At 42.1% G+C, this 19,530-nt stretch carries 23 protein-coding genes; 11 read left to right on the top strand and 12 right to left on the bottom strand.

The window, feature by feature from the left end:
- Window position 1: 1 nt before the first annotated feature.
- Genes RM049_RS13740 through RM049_RS13730 form a run of 3 tightly spaced genes read right to left on the bottom strand, consistent with a single transcriptional unit; the run spans window position 2 to window position 1,831 of the window.
- Entirely contained in the window at window positions 2-934 is a 933-nt protein-coding gene (locus RM049_RS13740; protein WP_322704549.1) for a LamG domain-containing protein, read from the bottom strand.
- 4 nt (window positions 935-938) lie between these two features.
- The gene (locus tag RM049_RS13735) at window positions 939-1,481 is read right to left on the bottom strand and encodes a hypothetical protein (protein ID WP_322704548.1); all 543 of its coding nucleotides are present in this window, start codon (window positions 1,479-1,481) and stop codon (window positions 939-941) included.
- Entirely contained in the window at window positions 1,481-1,831 is a 351-nt protein-coding gene (locus RM049_RS13730) for a hypothetical protein (RefSeq protein ID WP_322704547.1), read from the bottom strand. Before RM049_RS13730 ends, RM049_RS13735 begins: the two co-directional genes overlap by 1 nt.
- Before the next feature lie 218 nt (window positions 1,832-2,049).
- On the opposite strand from RM049_RS13730, the gene RM049_RS13725 reads away from it, so the two are divergent.
- Together RM049_RS13725 and RM049_RS13720 are read left to right on the top strand one after the other, a co-directional pair.
- Entirely contained in the window at window positions 2,050-2,655 is a 606-nt protein-coding gene (locus tag RM049_RS13725; RefSeq protein WP_322704546.1) for a site-specific integrase, read from the top strand.
- A gap of 133 nt (window positions 2,656-2,788) precedes the next feature.
- Window positions 2,789-2,989 carry a hypothetical protein gene (locus tag RM049_RS13720; protein WP_322704545.1) on the top strand — a complete coding sequence of 67 codons (201 nt, stop codon included), beginning with the start codon at window positions 2,789-2,791 and terminating at the stop codon, window positions 2,987-2,989.
- A gap of 125 nt (window positions 2,990-3,114) precedes the next feature.
- On the opposite strand, the gene RM049_RS13715 is transcribed toward RM049_RS13720, so the two are convergent.
- The 7 genes from RM049_RS13715 to RM049_RS13685 form a co-directional block, all read right to left on the bottom strand.
- On the bottom strand, window positions 3,115-3,678 hold the full coding sequence (locus tag RM049_RS13715) for a hypothetical protein (RefSeq protein ID WP_322704544.1): 564 nt from the start codon (window positions 3,676-3,678) through the stop codon (window positions 3,115-3,117).
- The gene (locus tag RM049_RS13710) at window positions 3,651-5,456 is read right to left on the bottom strand and encodes a DnaB-like helicase N-terminal domain-containing protein (RefSeq protein WP_322704543.1); all 1,806 of its coding nucleotides are present in this window, start codon (window positions 5,454-5,456) and stop codon (window positions 3,651-3,653) included. Before RM049_RS13710 ends, RM049_RS13715 begins: the two co-directional genes overlap by 28 nt.
- A 193-nt stretch (window positions 5,457-5,649) precedes the next feature.
- Window positions 5,650-5,910 carry a hypothetical protein gene (locus RM049_RS13705; RefSeq protein ID WP_322703732.1) on the bottom strand — a complete coding sequence of 87 codons (261 nt, stop codon included), beginning with the start codon at window positions 5,908-5,910 and terminating at the stop codon, window positions 5,650-5,652.
- On the bottom strand, window positions 5,879-6,100 hold the full coding sequence (locus tag RM049_RS13700; RefSeq protein WP_322704542.1) for a hypothetical protein: 222 nt from the start codon (window positions 6,098-6,100) through the stop codon (window positions 5,879-5,881). The genes RM049_RS13705 and RM049_RS13700 overlap by 32 nt, the downstream gene beginning before the upstream one ends.
- Complete coding sequence (locus RM049_RS13695) at window positions 6,097-6,273, bottom strand: hypothetical protein (RefSeq protein ID WP_322704541.1); 177 nt, start codon at window positions 6,271-6,273, stop codon at window positions 6,097-6,099. Before RM049_RS13695 ends, RM049_RS13700 begins: the two co-directional genes overlap by 4 nt.
- A gap of 115 nt (window positions 6,274-6,388) precedes the next feature.
- Entirely contained in the window at window positions 6,389-6,733 is a 345-nt protein-coding gene (locus tag RM049_RS13690) for a hypothetical protein (protein ID WP_322704540.1), read from the bottom strand.
- Window positions 6,734-6,846: 113 nt separating this feature from the next.
- Window positions 6,847-7,047 carry a hypothetical protein gene (locus RM049_RS13685; protein WP_322704539.1) on the bottom strand — a complete coding sequence of 67 codons (201 nt, stop codon included), beginning with the start codon at window positions 7,045-7,047 and terminating at the stop codon, window positions 6,847-6,849.
- A 91-nt stretch (window positions 7,048-7,138) separates the two neighbouring features.
- On the opposite strand from RM049_RS13685, the gene RM049_RS13680 reads away from it, so the two are divergent.
- The 7 genes from RM049_RS13680 (at window position 7,139) to RM049_RS13650 (ending at window position 12,253) form a co-directional block, all read left to right on the top strand.
- Complete coding sequence (locus RM049_RS13680; protein ID WP_322704538.1) at window positions 7,139-7,504, top strand: hypothetical protein; 366 nt, start codon at window positions 7,139-7,141, stop codon at window positions 7,502-7,504.
- Window positions 7,505-7,584: 80 nt separating this feature from the next.
- Window positions 7,585-7,779 (top strand): hypothetical protein, encoded by a 195-nt coding sequence (locus RM049_RS13675; RefSeq protein WP_322704537.1) that lies wholly within the window; start codon window positions 7,585-7,587, stop codon window positions 7,777-7,779.
- Window positions 7,776-7,997, top strand: a complete 222-nt coding sequence (locus RM049_RS13670; protein WP_322704536.1) for a hypothetical protein — start codon at window positions 7,776-7,778, stop codon at window positions 7,995-7,997. The genes RM049_RS13675 and RM049_RS13670 overlap by 4 nt, the downstream gene beginning before the upstream one ends.
- A gap of 211 nt (window positions 7,998-8,208) precedes the next feature.
- Window positions 8,209-9,375 (top strand): hypothetical protein, encoded by a 1,167-nt coding sequence (locus RM049_RS13665; RefSeq protein WP_322704535.1) that lies wholly within the window; start codon window positions 8,209-8,211, stop codon window positions 9,373-9,375.
- A gap of 65 nt (window positions 9,376-9,440) precedes the next feature.
- Window positions 9,441-10,025: a 3'-5' exonuclease gene (locus RM049_RS13660; RefSeq protein ID WP_322704534.1), complete on the top strand. Its 585-nt coding sequence runs from the start codon at window positions 9,441-9,443 to the stop codon at window positions 10,023-10,025.
- Window positions 10,026-10,087: 62 nt separating this feature from the next.
- Complete coding sequence (locus RM049_RS13655) at window positions 10,088-11,242, top strand: site-specific integrase (RefSeq protein ID WP_322704533.1); 1,155 nt, start codon at window positions 10,088-10,090, stop codon at window positions 11,240-11,242.
- 861 nt (window positions 11,243-12,103) lie between these two features.
- Entirely contained in the window at window positions 12,104-12,253 is a 150-nt protein-coding gene (locus RM049_RS13650) for a hypothetical protein (RefSeq protein ID WP_322704532.1), read from the top strand.
- A gap of 589 nt (window positions 12,254-12,842) precedes the next feature.
- On the opposite strand, the gene RM049_RS13645 is transcribed toward RM049_RS13650, so the two are convergent.
- Both RM049_RS13645 and petH read right to left on the bottom strand, forming a co-directional pair.
- Window positions 12,843-14,129, bottom strand: coding sequence for a homoserine dehydrogenase (locus RM049_RS13645; RefSeq protein WP_322704531.1), 1,287 nt, complete (start codon window positions 14,127-14,129; stop codon window positions 12,843-12,845).
- Between the two features lie 128 nt (window positions 14,130-14,257).
- Window positions 14,258-15,604 carry a ferredoxin--NADP reductase gene (gene petH, locus RM049_RS13640; protein ID WP_322704621.1) on the bottom strand — a complete coding sequence of 449 codons (1,347 nt, stop codon included), beginning with the start codon at window positions 15,602-15,604 and terminating at the stop codon, window positions 14,258-14,260.
- Window positions 15,605-16,824: 1,220 nt separating this feature from the next.
- Here petH and RM049_RS13635 point away from each other — a divergent pair.
- Together RM049_RS13635 and metK are read left to right on the top strand one after the other, a co-directional pair.
- A complete protein-coding gene (locus RM049_RS13635) occupies window positions 16,825-17,829 on the top strand; it encodes a phosphoribulokinase (RefSeq protein WP_322675356.1) in 1,005 nt (334 codons plus the stop codon).
- 259 nt (window positions 17,830-18,088) lie between these two features.
- Window positions 18,089-19,363, top strand: coding sequence for a methionine adenosyltransferase (gene metK / locus RM049_RS13630; RefSeq protein WP_322682594.1), 1,275 nt, complete (start codon window positions 18,089-18,091; stop codon window positions 19,361-19,363).
- Window positions 19,364-19,530 lie beyond the last annotated feature (167 nt).

Here is a 19,530-nt window from a genome sequence, read left to right as displayed (position 1 = left end):
TTTAGCTATCAGGGAATGCAGCGCTAGGAACAGAAGATATTACCCTTGCACGTTTCGTTATTCTTGCCTCATCAATATTGCCTAATATAGTTGCACCAGGGCCCGACAAGGGGTCGCCTCCAAAAGTAAAATTATTTATATTGGGAAAGTTTGTATTTCCGGTATACGACCCTAATAAAGTAGCATCCTTGTATAACTTTAAAACATTACCTTCTCTTGTGACTGCGATATAGTACCAAGTATTAGTAACTATGTTATGCGGTTGGTTAATATAAACAGAATACCAACCAGTTAGCCTGATATTCGTTGAATTTATGTCAAGATTGAAAGTACTATCACTATTCACTACAGAACGTGCTAACAATACCTTAAACGCTGATGTTAAAGACGACAGATTGACAAAGAATTCAATAGTAAAATCTTGCCCAGTGCTAAAGTTTAAATCATTGGATGACTGAATACTAAGATAGTCTCCACTACCATCAAAAATTGCACTTCCTGTGCCGTATTTTTTAATTGCAGTGCTTATCTGTGCATTTCCTCCAGCAGTGATTGTCTTTCCTTTGATATCAACTAAATCATTAAAGTGAGACAAGAAAACAACATCACTAAAATATGGATCTGTTGTGGTGGCTCCACTACCACTGCTACTTCCCCCACTAGACAATCCTGCTAATAAGTCAGCTTTGCTAATTTTATATGGTGTTCCTGTTGAGTCAATACCAATAAAATAATCACCACTTTCAGCAGTAGTTTTGATAACACTAGGTACTTGAAATTCTGAACTATTATCACTTTCTGCTAGTGCTAACAGGCTACCCAGACTTGCTTTTCTGAGGATAGGTTTACCACTCACACCACCATTGATATCAAGTATTGGCAATACGTCATTTAGATTGGGTGTAGTGAGAGTTTTAAGTTTTGAAATTTCCATTATTTTATTCAACTGTCAATACTGATTGGTCGTAAGCTGGTGATTCTTCGATTACAGTTCCCAATATTAAAATCCGGTCATCATCTTGCAACAAGCCATAACCTGCCTCAGTTTGCTGAACTGCAATAACACTATCAGGAGCTACATCAAAAGTTGTAGCACTAGTGAAGTAGGGTAGCAGTGAAATATAATAAAAAGGTCGCTGATTAAAAATGTAAATATCTACTACTTTTATTGGTGGCGTGTCACTATTACCAATGAAAAAACTTAAGCACTTTTTAGGGTTATTATTAAAAGTAGTTTTGGCATTAGCGGCTATTGTTGCATCGTCAGCGAGGGTATCATTCTCAACTACTTCTAGTTCATCGATACTGGTGACATCAACTGTCAAACGCAGTGAAGTAATAAACCCTGAATACTTGGCATTACTCACCACATCCAAGCTATTAAGCCTACCGGGTTGATAGAGTTCTATCATGTCAGTTCCCGTGCCAGCATTCAGTTCTTTTAGAATATTTACATTCCTAAAGATGCCAGGATTAGCCATTAGTTATTCGCTCCTACAATCCCAGATGTTGCTAATGGTGTCTTAGTGATAATTTGCCCGGAAGAAAGTACAAAGCCATTTACCGCTGTACCAGTGGAAGCTTGCGGGAACGCCGCTAATCTCTGACCAATGGCTTGATTAGCATTTACTGTTACTTGTGCCCTAGCTGCGCACTCTCTGAGTTGATACAAAGCTTGGACTACTCCGGTAGCAGATTTCGCATTCACTGCGGTGGGAGTGATAGCCGACAATCTCAGCATCAGCCCATAAGTAGGATCTACGACGAACAAATCAGTTAACCCCGATGCTGTTTCTAATTGCTGAAAACTCAAATCTGTGATTTGTGTCATATAACGGATTTTTGATGAGGTGAATAAATCCGTTTTATGCGTTAGCCAAATTTATGTAAATGTTCCACTTTTATGTAAAAGCAGCACAATTGCTGAGGACGCAAAACCCTTGCTGTGAATAGTATTAAGCCAGATTTAGCTGTTAGCTAGAAACAGAAATGTTCCGGTTTAGCCATTGGGAGTGGTTAAACCAGAACAGTTAATAAGAGAAGGTCGAAATGAAAAATGATAGAGAAGGTCAAGCTGCTGTTATCTCAAATGCGGATTGCTCGAAAATTCGCACCAAAATCAGGAGTCGCAAATACAAATTACTTTTTGATTTGGCTTGGTACACGGGTGAGCGCTGGGGTGCTTTGGTACAGCTGCGAGTAACCGATGTTTACAGCGAGGATGGCAGCCCACGTGAGTATATCAATTTTCGAGCCAGAACGCGCAAAGCTAAACCCAACAGTAAACGCTCTTCACAAGATCCAGCTAAACGCAAAAACCGACAAGTACCAGTGCATCCAGTTCTTAGAGAGATATTGCTTGCATACAAGCCAGAATCAAGTTCTCTGTGGTTGTTTCCTGCTCGTGATGGAGACAAACCCATCACCTTGAGGTGGGCAGATGCGATTTTACGGGCTGCGGTTGATAAAGCTGGATTATCAGCTAAAGGAATCAGCACTCACAGCACCCGCAGGAGCTTCATTACCAATCTAGCGAACAAGGGTATCAACTTGGCGATGATTAAAAAAATTACTGGTCACTCCGATTTAAAGGTGCTTTCGGCGTATATCGAGGTTAGCGAAGACGACATGAAAAACGCGATCGCAACCCTATAACGCTAACCATCTGACAAAGTTTACTCAGGCAGGTAAGCTGGACTAGGTTGATAACACCTAATTTCACTGCATTGGATTTTTGCGATCGCACTCTCCTCTGATCGGTGCGATCGCTGTTTAAAGGAGAAAAAATATGACTACTACAACCAAAGAACTGACTGTAGAAGAACTGATTCAAGAATTACAAGACTTTCCGGGTGATGCACATATCTGCTTGACAGATGCCTATGGTGAAACGTTTACCATCATCGGTTTTGAGGCTGGGTCTGACTGTGTGAATATGGTCATCTCTACCGAGGATGGTGACGATGATGGCGATGATAACGGGGAATAAACCAAATACAGCACACGTTCAGCTACACTACGAATTACAAATGGGGGCTTATGTCAGTAACTGCTGGCATAAGCTTTTTTATGGTTTTGCAATACTTGTCGATCGCACTGTGCCAGATTATAATGTCAGGCTTTTACCAGTTGGTGAGGCCAATAAGGTTTTGTTAGCCGTTTTTTGCGATCGTCAGATTTTAGCCAGATACCATCGGATCTAATGTCAGTAATCGTGGCGAAGGTTTCATGGAGCTTGCCAACGAGAATTACTACCCTGTCTCCCACCTTGAAGTCGTGTCTGGGGGATTTGTCGCAATATTGTAAATCAGTAAATTGCAAGCTCCACCTACCCCGCCCTGGAATCTGGCAACTAGCCTCAGACATCTCATCAAAGATCAGGAATACTGTTACCTCTCGCTTAAACGATGCGCTCCAGTAGATTCCCTTCTCTTCAATAAGGGGCAACTCTGGTTTTGTCGCTGACGGCGAAGAGGTGGGGTGATCGTCCTCAATGACGATCACCCCACGATCACCCCCACGATCACCCCCACGATCACCCCTAAGATTATTAGCTGGCAAGGTTTCTGGCTGATGGTGATCGGGCGATCGCGAAAAATGCCCATTATTTTTTTCTAACTCAGATTTTTTTTCTAGTGATTTTTCTGTACTTAGACGATCACCTTCGGCTGTATCCATTGCAGTGTATGAATCACTGGGGTGATCGTCGGGGGTGATCGTGGGGTGATCGGGTATTCTGCGATACTTCCAGTCTCAACCGCCTCTAGCTGAGTTCTGGCAATGCTTTGAGGCGTTTCGCAGGGGTGATCGGGGGTGATCGTCACTGACTCCAGTACTAAGAAGTAATTTGTAGCTCGACCGTTTTGCGGTTCAGCCGAGATTAGCCCATCCGCCGCCAGCCCACCTAAGCAGTTGCGAAGATGCCCATCTGAATATCCCAGCCTGTGCGCTAGCTCTTTGGTAGTAAAGCGGGTGTTTCGGTTGTTGCTGAAGAATTCCAGTAGTGCATCTTTGGCTGATTGCTCCGTGCCGTTAAATCCCTGCTCGGATTCTTCACCCAGGAAGGTAAATTGCAGGTCTTCGGGGTTGAACATCAATCGATATTTTTTTCCACTGGAGCGCGATCGCGATTTGTTAATTTCTAGGAGACGGTCATAAGGTGTGGCGGTCTGGCTATTGTCTTTGGTCAGTAACCACACTTCGCTAACGGCGTTTCTAATTGCGGTCGTTCCGCGTACACCACCTTCCCGGTTAGTGTGGTGAATTATCAAAAAGGTGGTTTTGTACTGGGTTGCAAGTCCGGTCATTTGCAAAATGGGACGGGCATACTCCATTTGCGACTCTTGGTAAACAGAGTATTTGTTGGCGGTTGAAAGTGAGTCAAGTACCACAAAGTCGGGCTGGAATTCTTTTAAGTCCTGGAGCAGCGCTGGCATGTTCTCAGCACTCCACCCAAACCTGACTCTGACATATTTACCAATGTCGGATTCGGAATATCCAAGAGATTCTAAGGCCTGCATCATGTCACCTGGGCTTTCATCTCCCTGGTAGTAAAGAATTTTTCGTCTCTGTCCTGTGGCAATAAATTTTCCGAATTGAGTACCCTGAATCATAGTTTTTGCAATTCCATAGGCGAATTTGGTTTTACCAATTCCGCCATCGGCTGCTAGCAAAATAGTGGTACTTTTAGGCACTAAGCCATTAACTAACCACTCACGAACTGTAGAGCCTGCTAACTCTTTTAATTCCTCATAAGTTAGTAGTTTAGTACACTCAGCAGTGAGACTTTTGAGGTAGAGATGTTCAAGAGAATTTGTACTGCGTGAATACTCTTTAGCGAGTTCTTCCAGTCTAAAGAATCTAAATGATGGCTCAACTACTGTTGTATAAATATTCGTCACTTCTTCTAGTAGTTGGTCATGCTTCCATCTCAGATATTCCTCTTTAGTTGGTGCAATTGGTGTATCAGTTACTGCTTTTATTCTGTTGGCAACTGTTGACAATTTATCTGTTAAGTCTTGTGTTTTATCATAAGCTAGCTTGATAGTTCTATAACTTTCTCTAATCAGTTCGCGGAGTTTGGATTCTTCGATTATCTTCCCTGCGTCGTAGTCGATATTTACCGCGCAAACTGTTCTGTTAACAAGAGTCGCTAGTTTGTTTCGCCCACCAATTTCTGCTAGTAATTCATGGTCAGACAACCAGCTAGTAACACTTAATAAGTCTGTTGGTTCACCTTTCTTGCAAAGCCTTAAACACGCTTTGTAAATATCTTTGTGTGCCCCAATGTAGAAGTGTTCTGGTTGTAACCTGTCTTTAACCCGATAGATTGCTGATGGGTCTAATAAGATGCCTCCCAGTACAGCTTCTTCGGCTTCAATATTTTGTGGTGGAAGCTTACTGTCATTAAAGCTAAAGTCTAATTCTTCAGTGTAAGAATAGGGAACAGCTACCATTTTCCTGCCCCCCGATTCGCTGAATTTGAATTATTTAATGTGGTAGAATAGCAGAAAGTAAAGGCTATCCTATCGCCTAAGCTTTTTAAGTATTTGTTCATTTTTTATTGATTTTTTGGTACTGAATTCATCAACATCTGAGTTGGTGAGTTTTTTTTTGCGTGTAAGAAGTTGCCTAGTTGCTGTTTAAGAACTACCTCCTCTGATTGAAGTCACGTTGGGTTGTCTTTAGGGTGCTAAGGGTGTTGAATTCAGCTAGCAGCTTGGTACAGATTGGGTCTTTGGACTGTTCTCGCCCCTTAGTTTCGGCTAGCTCTGCGGCCAGTGCATAAGTTAGTTCTAGAGTGGAGAGCAGATGCCTACGGAGGAAATCCACTGTACGCTCTAGTCTGTCTAGTCGCTCCTGGGTTAGGTCTTTGGGTTTAGGAAGTGGTTTTTGGTGAGGATTCAACATCGGAAAGCTGTAAAAACAATAGAAAGTTATCTAATTCGTCCTCAGTCAACAGGAGGCGCGATCGCACTCCGTAATATTTCTGCAAATGTTCTCGACCTTGTTCTACCGTCCAGCCCAGGCGCTGCATTTCGGTATCTATCTTGGTCATGAGGTCTTCGAGTCTTTGCCCTTCGGTTTTTTGGTCGGTCATTGGTCATTTGGCATTAGGAAACATTCCTCCCACTGGTAAGTTGCCTCTGAGAGGTTCCGCTCTACCAGCTTGTAAAGATGTCCTTTGCTCAGAATGAAGTTAGGAAATTCTAGAACGCCAGTTAATTCCTTTGTTTCGGCTATTCCGGTGCTGATTTTTAGAATCACTTTCATAGTTGGCAATCAAGATTTCTAGTCAATCAAGTCTTCGTGGCGATCGCACTCCGATTTGAAGTAAGGCGATAGCGCCACGAATAAAGCCGTCTACCCAAATAGGTAAACGGCTTTATTATTCTTTATGGTTAATGTCTTGAAGAGTTTCGGGAATCTCTTTTAGCTGTTTAATTCTGCCTCTTATTAACTCAGCTTGTTGTTCGTGATAAGCCAGCTGTTTCTCATTCTCTTCAATAAGCTGGCCAACTATTTTCCCAGGGATTCCATGAGTTGACCATTGTCCGCTGACAAAGATATTTGGTTTGTCGCTATCTTCTCTACCAACTGGGATCTGGTTAAACCCATATTCTGAGCTACCTCCTGGAAAAGTTCCCAGGCTTCCATTTCTAACTTCAAGCTGACTGTTCTGGCGTTTTTTCGAGGGTTGGGACGACCGGTTTTTACCATTTATTTTTTCCATTCTCAACTCCTTAATTATTGCACATGCGCAAATGCATTCTTGACTTGCACATGCGCATGTGCATATTATAAAAGAATAATGCATTTATGCAAGTGCATTCCGCTCCCCAACGCCTAACCCTTTGCGTTGCAACCGGAGAAAGCACCCGCGCCTTGACCTTGCGCGGAAACACCCTGTATCTGATGCCCAATGACTGATGACTGACAACTGCATTCACCCATAAGCCGTAGCGTCGCGGGGTGGCAGTCCAAGTAAAAAGGCGACCGGATACCGTCCCAACGGTTTGCGATCGCCAAATGCGTAGTATTTAACAAGGAGATTTTACCACAAAAACACTGAAACCCTGACTGAGCAAGGCTTTAGCAAATAACTAAATGGTAAACAACGAGCGACTATTAACGCACTATGACCGAACAACAGACGACAGATAAGCCCCTTAATGGGCGACTAACGACTAACTACACCAGCCGTAAAGGGAAGAAGAAGGAGTGGAAAGATTTAAGTATTGACCCACTCTCAGAGGGGTATGACAGCCATCATGCTGAGTATGTCGTGGGCAAAGCACCTATTACCTGGGCATTACTTGAAGCCGGTCAGCTATTCTCTCGCTCCAAGTCTGGCAAAAACTTGCACGTCAAGCTTAACGATGGGCGTGCCATCTGCTTAGATACTCGCCAACCGATTGAGATTAAGCCATCAATCCGCAACTCTTTACAGGTCTGGGTTGTGACCAATTTCAACTCAACCAGTGCCAACAAAACAGATTTTTAAAGGCGACCGCCCATCTACCAGGATTGCGATCGCCTAAGCAAAAAAGCTGTTTTACAAAGAAAACAACACGTACCCAAATTATGACAGAAGACATCAACAAATCATACGTTCAGCGCTATATCAAGCAAGCAGAGGGAGCGACAAACGAACAAATCAGAAATGATGCCCTTTACCGTGCCGGAACACACATGGAGGTGATTGAGTGTAACGGGGATGTCAATTTGACACCTGAGCAACAGCAAATTGTCCTTGATGCTGCTAGGGAGTTGAAATGATAACGTACAAAATTCAGTACTGGGATAAAGATGGCGGAGGTACTACCCTAATCAAGTCACCTGACCCCCTTGATGTAGAGGAAGCTTCGGAGCTAATTCAAGAACAACTACTAGCCAACGATATTAGTACAAGTCCTGTGCAAGTAGAAACATTCAGAGAAGTCAAAAACCCTTTTGACCATGCTGTAGCCAACCTTCAAAGATACGGTATTGGCTAATGAAGGATAGCACGCCTTTATTTTTGATTTTGGCTGCTATTAGTGTTGGGGTGTGGGTTGCTTTCAAGTACCCTATGCCCGACACGGAGGCACAGCTAACAAAGTGTCAATCTGAGTTTGAAGGATTCAAGAACGGAGTCATTTACCGCAAATGAACCACTTTGATATTCCCTCAGCAAGGACATGGCTAAGGTTCTTGGGGTGGGTAGCAGTGAAACTAGTTGTTTCTCTAGTTCAGTTTTGCCTGTTGCTAGCTGAGAAAATCCTTGAGTTTCTGCTGTGGTGTGTGAAATTAGCTCATAAACCAATGGATAAAATCGCCTTTGTGGTTGACCATCTACCCTATGCTGGTGTTCCGATCGCGATCATGAGACAAGAGCTACAAGCGCAAACAATAGACGTACCAGCGCTAGCCACCACAAACGAAATTCAGTTCTTTGATTTTTCTCAGTTCCGCAACGAGCCGGACAAGTTCCCGCACCTGCGTGTCATCGGTAAAACTGGCGTTGGTAAAACCCGTTTTACCGAGTGGCTAATGGATTTACTGGGTGGTGAACAGTTCGTGATCACGCCCAAGAAAAAGCCTACAGACTGGCAGAATCACGACATTTATGGCTACCCGTTCAACTACCAAGAATGTGAAGCCAAGCTCAAGGATGTTCATTCACTCATGCACAGGCGTTATGCAGAGATGGAGGAGGGCGTTACCCATAACCAAATCAATTTCGCCTGCGACGAGTGGAAGCTGATCAACAAAAATGTTTCTAGTGCCAAGGAGGTGATGAAGGACATTATTATTGTGGCCAGAGATGCCAAGATACGCTTGATAGCTCTGGCCCAAGGCGAAAATGTTGCCACTTGGGGGCTAGAAGGGGAAAGCGATTTAGAGGAATGCTTTACCTCAGTGCGCTTTGGTGATTTCGCCCTGGACTACTGTAAAGGGCTAAGAAACCAGTACCGAAAAGACAGTGATGAGTTTCTTTATTACTCTGCGGTACTCAATGAATTGGTTTCACAAGGGTTTCGGTGCTGCATGATTGACCGACTTCCTGCCAGAGTCCCCGACTTGTCGAACTGGAAACCGGGTAGCAAAGCCGTTGCAGTTGCTCTCATGGATAGTAGCTACTCGGTTGTTGACCAGTTACAAAGCCAGTTGCAAGCCAAATCGCAAAAACCGCAAAAAACCACGCAAAATCAAGGGTTTCAGCCCAAAACCACGCCGGAAAAGGGCGCCATTTCCGACCCCCAGGAGGCGGTAAAATCCGCCCTCGATGCTGGTCGCTCCGTTGACTGGTGCGCCAAGAACGTTCCCGGTTTACCTGGAAATTATTACTCAGCCAGGGCGTTGATTGAGGAATGGATACAAGGGACAAATTGAAATTGCGATCGCGTTTCTCAAGAACGCGATCGCATTTCACAGATACATCTACCAGATTGTGATTTATGACTAGCGAAATGAGCGACACAGAAAAGTCCATAGAGTGGAGTAGAACAATACTCAAAAACGATAAATGGTGTATTTTGGACACTGAAACCACAGGGTTGAGTAACAATGCTGAAATAGTTCAAATAGGCATTCTTAGTAGTTCGGGAGAAGAATATCAAACCCTTGCAAAACCAACTATTGCAATTAGTGAAGCCGCATCTGAAATACACGGCATCCACAATGATGATGTAGTACAAGCACTTCCATTTGAGCAAGTATTTTTGGATGTGTGGAAGTTGCTGAAGGATAGAGATGTAATCATTTACAATGCAGAATTCGATTTAAAAGTAATCAGGAATTCTCTGAAAGCTAGAGGCATTCAAATTGCCTTTCCAACTAGCGACCGTAGGAACTGTAGAATTTTCGTCAATGGCGGATCGATTCATTGTGCAATGCACTATTACTCTCAATACGTTGGTGAGTGGAATGATTATCACGGGAATTACAAATGGCAGAAATTGCCAGGAGGCGATCATTCTGCATTAGGAGATTGTAAGGCAACGCTAGAAGTAATTAAGTCAATGTCTGATCCACTCTTCTAAGCCTTTACTGTCGGACGAAACCACTAACTGAAAGCTTGTGATTTTATCCCAATGAGAAGTAGATGAAAACCTACTTCATTTTGGGATGGATTTTTAATGGGAATTTCATGAAAAATATTGAACACGCTCTTAAGGAGGCTAACGGAAGGCTCCGTATTTACGGCATCAAAATTGAACAAATTGGTGTCAGGCTTTATTTGCGTGCAACGCTTCCCCCAAAACCTTTGGCATTAAAAAACGGCTGGCATCAACAAAAAATAAATATTACCGTTGCCAACCTGGACGGAGTAAAGCTTGCTGAGAAAGAAGGTAAGCTTCTCAGGCTGAGACTCGATACTAAAACCTTTGATTGGAACGATTATTTAAAATCAGAACCACAGAATAGTAAAGTGAAAACCATCGGTGAATTAATTCAAGAATTTGAAAAAGATTATTTTGAAAGAAGGCAACGTAACTTTAAAACAGAAAGTACATGGAAGGTTGAATATCAGACAGTTTTTAAAACCTTGCCTCAACACGAAATACTTAATACTGAAGTACTAAAGCAAGCCATTTTAACAACCACACCAGATACTAGAACCCGCAAACGATTTTGTCTGACATTGCAATTGTTAGCTAAATTTGCTGACCTTGATTTTAATCCTAATTCTTATTCAGGAAGCTATAGCTATAGAAATAGGCAGATTCGTAGTCTGCCAACAGATAAATTAATTTTTGAATGCCATTCAAATTTAGCCGATGCGAAATGGCAGTGGATATTTGGAATGCTTGCCACTTACGGATTGAGAAATCATGAAGTATTTTTCTTAGATTTAGAGCAGCTACGAGCAGGTAATAAAATTATTACCGTCCTCGCCGGCAAGACTGGCTACAGAAAAATCTGGCCCTTCCATCCAAAGTGGTTTGACTCATTTGGCTTGCCTAATGTCAAAATCCCAGAGATCAACTTAAACCGAAATAATTCTGCAATTGGCAGAACCGTTACTCAAAGATTTAGGCGAAATGATGGTTTACCATTTAGAGTTTACGATCTTCGCCATGCTTGGGCTATTCGCACATTAGAGTATGGAATTGATATAACCCTTGCAGCGCAGCAGATGGGGCACAGTCTGTCAGTTCACAGTAACCTCTATCACGCCTGGATCAACGCCGAGCATCACCAAAGAGCTTTCGACTTAGCGATGAATAAAAGCGATCGCCCCCTGCCACCAGAATGATGAATTTATAATTTCTAATTCTGAGTTAACCAGCAGCTAGTTTGCTGGGTTTTTGCATTGCGATTGTAATGAGACGGTGACTCTTAATCTATTGGTTGCGGGTTCAAATCCCTCGTCACCCACTTCCAGCTATCCAAATTTTCTCTCAATTTTATCTCAGTGGATAAACCCAATTTACCCTATGAGACATAATTGCAACGGATAGCTGGAATACAGAAAAATTATATGTCAGACTCGTTAGTATGATTTTTGCTTATAAATTGATAAAACCTGTCTCTGATAATTCCTAAGAACTTGCTAGAAAATTTTTAATATAATTTATACTAAACTTGACTTTTTTAAAATTTTGTGCATCAAGTTGGTTTCATAGTGGTGCTGTCTCTGCGTTAGAGTGCTATCACCTATATCTAGAGGTATGTAATTTAGTGTGTAAAAAATTACATACTTTATATACTTGAGTATATTTTTATCCAACTTTTTATGCTTGCTATGGAATCTAAAGGAAACGGGACTCCTAATTAATAAAGGCTAGTCTAAGCTGTTTTCATTCACCTTTAACAGGAAAATATCTAGCTGGTTGTGAAGGATATAAAATCCCTTGGTAGGGGTACGGTACTAGTTAAGTGTATTTATGGTTTAAGTTTTTTGACGCTTACTATTGCATTTAAAAAAGAATACGAAATGCGATAGCAGTAGTATTTTGGTCTAGTTTTTGAACTTTAATAGTTTACTGGTAAATAGTCATAAAAACGAGTTACAGATACTATTTGGCGGATTGTTAAAGTTTGTAACGCAAATACGCTTATTAATATCTCCTAATTTATTCATGTTAATCTCGCTTCGTAGTTAATAATTTCAATCATGAATAAGGAAACAATTCTGTTTACTATGTTTGCTGTGGTTTTTGTGGTTCTAGCTATGCGTAGCGTAGTAGATGCACAAGCCCAAACAGTGCTACTGGAATATTCCAAGTTATTTTTAGCTGGCTATTTGGGTTATTTGCTGAAATAAAAAATGTCTCCAGATAGTTTGACTAACCAGAGACTCGTAATTTAAATTGTTTTTCTCAGATTAGCGTATATCACAAGCAATAAGCAACCTTTCCCCAAAAAGGTTGCCTATTCTATTTTGTAGGAGGTTTTAATTGCTCTACCGTCTCTACTTTGCTTTAATTTATTTAAAACTTGCTATGAATTGAAACAAGTTACCAACAATAAAAAATATTATTCCTCCCACAGTTAGTAAAGTACCTAAAGTATTATCTTTTTCTGCTAATTTTTCTATTATTTTTATAATATCTGCCAAAAATAAAGGAATAAGTATAATAGTTGAATATACAGATACTAATGACTAAGAAAATCTCGACCGTCAGAAGTATCAGAATGAACAACGATACTATCCAAATTTCAACTGTTTTTCTTGGGGCCGACTTGACGAGCCTTACTCCCGACTCAATACGGTTCGGTTAAGGTTTTTTGATGAAAATTCTAGATCGCAAAGATGCAATAAATCGCCATCAAGACGAAAGACTGATTATTGTACAGACGGCGATTTATCGCGTCTCTTGCCTTAACCGAACAGTATTAACTCCCGACTAATCTCAAAGTACGCGCAGTAAGCTAGGAATGCTTTCAATCGCTGACATCTCCCGAATTTCTGCCAAAGCTTGCCTAAAATTGCCTTCTGGCACATCATGGGTGACAACCACAATCTCTGCTAGTTCCCCTTGAAAGCCAGTTTGGACAACTGACTCTAAGCTAACGCCATAATTGCCAAAGCAAGTACCCAATTTACCGATAACTCCGGGTTGGTCATTGGTGAGGAAACGGGCGTAAAATCGAGTTATCAATTCTGCCATCGGCGCAATTTGGCAGTATTCTTGATGCCCACAAGTTAATAATGGATTTGTAACTGCTGTATTAGTTTTGAGGACAGCAACTAAATTCAAAATATCTGACGTGACAGCACTAGCAGTTGCACCAGCACCAGCACCGGGGCCAAAAAACATTACTTGCCCGATGGGTTCTCCTTCGACAAGAATGGCATTGTAAACGCCGTTGATGCTAGCCAAAGGGTGGGCTTGAGGCACTAAGGTAGGATGAACTCTGACAGAGAGGGAAGATGAGGGAGTATCACGTTTAGCGATCGCTAACAATTTAATCACAAATCCCAATTTTTCGGCGTAGGCAATATCTGTTTTACTTACTTGCCGAATCCCCTCAGTATAAACATCTTGTAAGTTGATGCGTCCACTAAAGCCTAATGATGCCAGGATGGCAATTTTATCAGCTGCGTCTAAGCCATCCACATCAGCAGTGGGATCAGCCTCAGCATAACCCAAACGTTGAGCATCAGCTAAGACATCATTAAAGTTGCTGCCTTCTGTTTGCATCCGCGTCAGGATGTAGTTTGTTGTACCGTTAACGATGCCTGTTACAGTATGAATTCGGTTAACACTTAAAGATTGCTTTAAAGGTTGAATCACTGGAATACCACCACCCACGGCGGCTTCTAACATCACGTATACGCCTGCTTGATTGGCAGTTGTGAAAATTTCTGCTCCGAAGCGGGCGATCGCTGCTTTATTGGCTGTGACTACATGCTTACCATTACTTAAAGCTTTGAGAATGAGCGATCGCGCCGGTTCCAATCCACCCATCACCTCGACAACTATATCTACCGCCGGATCGTTGACAATAGATTCTAAATCTGTTGTTATTACTTCCGTAGACAATTCTACTGCACGGGGTTTATCTAGCGATCGGACTCCCACCCGATAAATTTCTATCTCTTGCAACAATGGGTGACGCCCAGCACTATCTTGCAACAACTGCACTGTTCCCGTTCCCACGGTGCCTAATCCCAGTATTCCTAGTTTCACACCCATTTTGCACCCAATTTAACCAATAACAATTGTAGGTAGAGCGTTTGCCCTACCTACTGATTATCCTGCTTCCTTTGTCATTTGTCCTTCGTCTTTTGCTAATGACAAATGACAAATGACTAATGACTAATTTAGTATGTTTCTACGTGCCAGCGATGAGCTTTCTTAAGTTGCTTCTGGTAATCACTCCAGGTTACGCCTTCCTTAGCAGCAGCAGTAGTTAAGGCTGCATCAATACCTTCTTCCATACCTCGCAAACCGCAGATGTAGGTGTGGGTTTTTTCGTTTTTAATCAACTGCCACAATTCATCAGCATGTTCTGCTACGCGGTCTTGGATGTACATTCTACCGCCTTGAGGATTTTTTTGTTCGCGGCTAATGGCAGGAGTGAGGCGGAAGTTATCAGGATATTTTTGTTCAATTTCTTCCAGTTCTTCCTTATATAAAAGGTTTGGAGTTGTCGGCACACCAAATATTAGCCAAGAGAATCCTTTAAATTGGTATTCTGGGTTAGCTGCTCTTTCCGCATCTTTAAACTGACGCCACAGATAAGCTCGCATGGGGGCAATACCTGTTCCGGTTGCCATCATGATGACATTAGCATCAGGATCGTCGGGTAACAACATTTCCTTACCCACGGGCCCTGTAATTTTTACCTCTTCCCCTGGCTTGAGGAAACACAGGTGTGTGGAGCAAACACCGTAGACTGTTTCGCTAGTTTCCGGGTGCTTATATTCTAATTGGCGGACGCACAGTGATACTGTCTTATCATCCACATCATCGCCATGACGAGTTGAGGCGATGGAATAGAGTCTAAGTTTTTCTGGTTTACCGTTCTTGTCTAATCCTGGTGGAATAATCCCAATACTTTGACCTTCTATATACTTCAAATCCCCGGCGGAAATGTCAAATTTAAGGTGTTGAACAATACCAATACCATCTTCTTTGACTAGCGGTTCATTAGATATTACTTTGCCAATAAACGGAGCATTGGGACGGTAAGTGTTAACAGGAACGTCACCGTGGTCTTTTTTGGCTTTCGCTTGAGTCATGGTGTTGCCTTTCTTGTCCTTGTTCTTGATCTGTTCTTCAGCTGATGATTTAGCGAAGCCTTTGGCTTCACTACCAGCATTTACAGGTGTGGCTTTACCATTCCCTTCACTGTCAGCATTTTCCCCAGATGTCGCTAACTCGCTGACAACGCTATTAGCATTCCCAAGTGAGGCTTTACCATTAACTGGCTCTAGAGCAGTTACAGGTTGGATGCTAACAATTGTGCCGCCTAGACGAGTGATACGTCGCATTTCTTGATTCATGCGGTTGTAAGGCACTCTGATGAACACACTGCCACTTTTCCGAATTGGGTAGTTAGTTTGATCGGTTTCTTCACTCTGACGCAAACCCACTACTTCATAAAGGAAGATGCGGCTACCTAATTCTGTGTTGGCAGCACCCTCAACAGCACCTTGATTGTACATTCGTTCTACCACTCCGATAATTTACTTAACCGTTTTTCAAAAAAAAACTATTCCCCTACCTTGCCAGCTTTAGTTTACCGGATTTTCGTTTCACAAAACTGGCCCTGAAGGAAAAACGGCATCATTAAATTAATGCCTTGCTAAGTACACTCACCAAAGACATGCAGGCATAGCAAAAACACACCTGTTTACCTTCTAAGGTAAAGGATAAGTCTTGTGGAGAATGTTAATAATGAATCAATTTAATCTTTTTTTCGTTAACTACCACCCCCATCAGGGAGATAGCTTTTTACCTTAGTACCCTACGATCGACTCACAATAGTAGATATTCTCGGAGAGTTACTTCAATCGGTGGAAGCTACCGCTCGAAGTTATCCTCCACAAGCTTCCCTTGTGCTTGCTTACTCCAGGGGTTTAAATCGGAGAATGTCAAGAAAAGAAGGTTTTCTTCCAATTGGTTTTACTTCTCCAAATCTACTACTCTTCTGGAATGTTATTAGCTATCTTCATTACCTATCTATGGACAATTACATAACTAGGACAACTCCAGCCACAAATATCACGAGATAGACAATCATAATTTCAGCAACTGTAATTAGTTTCACTTGATGTGAAAAATCTGTCAACCTTGCATCAGTACTTTGCCATAACGTCAACGCTTCTATACGAGCATATTCATAAATTTACAGCCAATAATTTGGGTAATGCAAGTTATTTCCTCATTCGTTGGATAGATTTTTGCTTTGAATATATTAAGTATTGTCGAGCAGAAATTACAATTTAGGAAGATTAGAAAATTTGCAGCAATTTTGCTGCAATAATAAATTATACCTTATACGCTTGATTCTATAGAGTCACAAGTAGCAGATAGATAAAGGTGCAACACTGATGGGCAGTAACGATCCCCATTTTTAAATTAACAACTAAATTAACAAAAAAATGATTGAGGAACCACGTTAATTCTTCTTGACAGCAATCTTGTATGGGATACCCCCTTCTGTTAAAATCAAATATATCACTAGGATTAAATACTTACCGGCACCAACATTCAGGCTAGTCCGACGAGTAGCAACTTAATTACTTTGTTGTCTACTTGCTTGGTGTCTTATAGATGTGCTAGGTAGCAAGAACGCAGGATAAACCAAAGGGGTAAACTCCTGGCTTCAGAATCTGCTGTGTGAAAAATTATTGACACAACTTTAGTATTTTAGAGGAGATTTATGACAAGTAAGCCGGAACGCGTGGTACTGATTGGAGTAGCCGGAGACTCTGGTTGCGGTAAATCTACGTTTTTGCGTCGTTTGATCGATTTGTTTGGTGAAGAGTTAATGACAGTTATCTGCTTGGATGACTATCATTCCCTAGATCGCAAACAGCGTAAAGAAACGGGGATAACGGCACTAGACCCCAGAGCAAACAATTTTGACCTGATGTATGAGCAAATTAAAGCGCTCAAAAGTGGTCAAGCGATTGATAAGCCGATTTACAACCACGAAACCGGCTTGATCGATCCGCCAGAGCGGATAGAGCCGAATCATATTATAGTTGTTGAAGGGCTGCATCCTTTATATGATGAGCGGGTGCGATCGCTAATCGACTTCAGTGTTTATTTTGACATTAGCGATGAGGTCAAAATTGCCTGGAAAATCCAGCGAGATATGGCTGAACGCGGTCATCGCTACGAAGATGTGTTAGCACAAATTAATTCCCGCAAACCTGACTTTGATAAATTTATCGAACCACAAAGAGAATTTGCTGATGTGGTTCTTCAGGTATTGCCCACAAACTTGATCAAAAACGACACCGAACGTAGAGTCTTACGGGTACGTATGCTCCAGCGGGAAGGTAAGGAAGGCTTCGATCCAACTTACTTATTTGATGAAGGATCAACAATCAATTGGACTCCCTGTGGACGCAAGCTGACCTGTTCTTATCCTGGTATGCAACTGTACTACGGTTCAGATGTTTACTACGGTCGCTATGTCTCAGTACTAGAGGTGGATGGTCAATTTGACAATTTGGAAGAAGTCATTTATATCGAAACCCATCTCAGCAATACATCCACAAAATATCAGGGTGAATTGACTCACTTGTTACTCCAGCACCGCGAGTATCCAGGTTCCAATAATGGAACTGGTTTCTTCCAAGTGCTTACAGGTTTGAAGATGCGTGCTGCTTATGAGCGGTTGACAGCTACAGAAGCAAAGTTAGCGATTCAGGTTTAAAGCAGCAGTGTTTGTGTCAAAGCTTATGGGGCGCTTTCGGGTGCTCCTTTTTTTGTGTTATTAAATACATTTTAGCTACAAAATAATTAGCATACATTTATCTTACTTACGGATATTTACCTTATAGTTACTGGTTTTTATCAATATCAAGAAGATACTAACGACTGAAGTATAAATATTGTTATGATTTCAGAAATTAGTAGTTGAACTAAATACTCACATTTAGTCAACGAAAAAACTCTTGATGGAGGAATTTCTTTTGTCTCGTCGATATTTATTTACCTCTGAGTCAGTCACCGAAGGTCATCCAGATAAAATCTGCGATCAGATTTCTGATACTATTCTGGATGCCCTATTGACACAAGATCCGAGCAGTCGTGTCGCCGCTGAAGTCGTAGTTAATACTGGTTTGGTGCTAATCACTGGTGAAATAACCACCAAAGCTAATGTAAATTTCGTCAATCTCGCCCGAAAAAAAATTGCTGAAATTGGTTATACCAATGCTGACAATGGTTTTTCTGCTAACAGTACCAGCGTTCTGCTGGCTTTAGACGAACAATCACCCGATATTGCCCAAGGCGTTAACACCGCCCAAGAAACCCGCGAACAAGATAGTGATGAACAATTCGATAAAATTGGTGCGGGCGATCAAGGTATAATGTTCGGTTTTGCCAGCAACGAAACACCAGAACTGACACCTTTACCCATCAGTCTCGCCCACCGCATTGCTCGCCGATTGGCAGCAGTCCGTAAAACAGGTGAACTGTCATACCTGCGTCCTGATGGTAAAACCCAAGTAACTGTGGTCTACGAAGATGGACGCCCAGTAGGTATTGATACGATTCTAATTTCCACTCAGCATACAGCTAGTATTGGGGAAATTACGGATGAGGCAGCGGTACAAGCCAAAATTAAACAAGACCTCTGGTCAGCAGTGGTTGAACCTGTTTTTGGCGACATTGACGTTAAACCCAATCAGGAAACACGTTTTTTAGTCAACCCCACTGGCAAATTTGTCGTTGGTGGCCCTCAAGGAGACTCTGGTCTGACAGGACGAAAAATAATCGTTGATACCTACGGTGGCTATTCACGACATGGTGGTGGCGCTTTTTCTGGCAAAGACCCCACGAAGGTAGACCGTTCTGCTGCTTATGCGGCTCGTTATGTAGCGAAAAATATTGTCGCTGCTGGGTTAGCAGAAAAAGTTGAAATCCAGCTATCTTATGCTATAGGTGTAGCACGACCTACAAGCATTCTAGTGGATACTTTTGGTACTGGCAAAGTGGATGAAGAAACCTTACTGGAATTAATCAACAAGCACTTTGAACTCCGTCCAGCAGGGATTATCCATACCTTCAACTTACGGAACTTACCAAGTGAACGAGGCGGACGTTTTTATCAGGACGTCGCGGCTTACGGTCATTTTGGGCGGGCTGATTTAGACTTGCCTTGGGAACAGACCGATAAAGCCGAATTGTTGAAGCAAGCAGCAAATGAGTCACTTTCGGCAGTAGTTGCTCAGGCAGTAACTTAGACTTATAGGCTACTACAAAAACTTAGTTTATCTACGTGAGGGTATTGGCAACTTAACAAGTTAGCAATACCCTCATTTTTTGCTAGCCACCTGAATATCCACAAATATAGCAAGGGACTGGGGACTGGGGACTGGGGACTGGGGACTGGGGACTGGGGACTGGGGAC

Origin of the sequence: Nostoc sp. DedQUE04, assembly GCF_034530995.1 — a bacterium.
Classification (GTDB): domain Bacteria; phylum Cyanobacteriota; class Cyanobacteriia; order Cyanobacteriales; family Nostocaceae; genus Nostoc.
The sequence above is the reverse complement of the archived record's forward strand: the minus strand, read 5'-3'. Positions and strand labels throughout refer to the sequence as shown.